Source organism: Micromonospora sp. ATLC20, assembly GCF_057196585.1.
The window spans coordinates 1-1,155 of sequence record NZ_JBXUOV010000384.1 but is presented as its reverse complement, the minus strand read 5'-3'; the positions used below and the strand labels follow the sequence as shown (position 1 = coordinate 1,155).

1 protein-coding gene is annotated in these 1,155 nt (G+C 76.0%); it reads right to left on the bottom strand.

Features of this window, described 5'->3' with window-relative positions; translation table 11 throughout:
- Window positions 1-90: 90 nt before the first annotated feature.
- Window positions 91-1,044: an alkyl sulfatase dimerization domain-containing protein gene (locus AC2CHG_RS31480; RefSeq protein WP_484526217.1), complete on the bottom strand. Its 954-nt coding sequence runs from the start codon at window positions 1,042-1,044 to the stop codon at window positions 91-93.
- Window positions 1,045-1,155: the final 111 nt, after the last annotated feature.

The window sequence follows — 1,155 nt, the reverse complement described above, 5'->3', positions numbered from 1 at the left end:
TTGTCTGCCGAGAAATTCCGTAAACGAAGGGGGGGGGGGACCCGGCAGCGGGGTACCGCCCCCACTGTCGTGTCCGCCGTGTTCCCGGCGTCAGGGCGCCCAGCGGCCCCCGCGCATCGTCGACCACGGGTCGACGTCGTCGGCCTTGGCCTGGGCCTCGGCCTGCGCCCAGGTGTAGATGCCCTGCGCCATCAACGCCGGGGTCCCGGCGGCGAGCCGCCCGAACACGTCGGCGCGTGCCCGCTGCACGTCACGGTCCTCGGGAGCGCTCAACGCCGCCCACTCGGCGAGGTGACCGGCGAGGTCGAGCCGGCCGCGGTCCGCCGCGTCGAGGGCGCGCTCGGCCAGGCGGGACGCCCCGCCCGCGAGCTGCGCCACCTCGGCGGCCAGGTCGGCGCGCGGCGCCGGTCGCACGGTGGCCGGGTCACCGTCGTACCAGCCGCCGTAGGTGCGCCAGACGGTGCGGACGATGAACTGCGGATCGTCGTAGGTGGGGCGCAGCCACGGCTGGGCCAGCAGGGCGGACACCTCCGGCGTGACCAGGGGGGCGTGCAGGATCTCGTCGAGCGTGCGGCCCTCGTTCATCATCGCCACCACACCGTCGTGCAGTGTCGACAGCAACGTCGCCGACCCGAGCAGCGTCTCCCGGACGCGATCGGCACCGACCACCGGCAGACCGTGGCCGGGCAGCAGGATCTCGGCGCCGAGGCCGGCCATCCAGCGCAGCGCCCGCACCCACTCGGCCACGTGGCGGCGGACCTTCTGCGGGTTGCCGGCGTTGGGTGCCACCCAGGCGTAGAAGTCGCCGCAGCACAGGATGCGCCGGTCGGGCAGCCAGGCCATCGTCGCGTCGTCCGTCTCGCCGCGGCCGTGCCGCAGCTCCATCGTCAGATCGCCGTGCCGCAGCGTGAGCGTGTCGAGGTAGGTGCGGTCGGGCTCGCGATAGTCGGTCGGCCACGTGATGCCCGGAGCGCGGAACTGCCGGCGGTTGACTGTCGCGTTGTACCCGGCGGTCAGCCGGTACCGGGCGAAGCGCTCCGGCACGGCGGCGTGCGCCCCGCCCCCGAATGCGGGGGGGGGGGGGGGGGGGGGCGCCCCCGCGGGGGGGGGGGCGGCCGCCGGCGGGGGGGGGGGGGGGGCGGCGTGCTCCGCCAG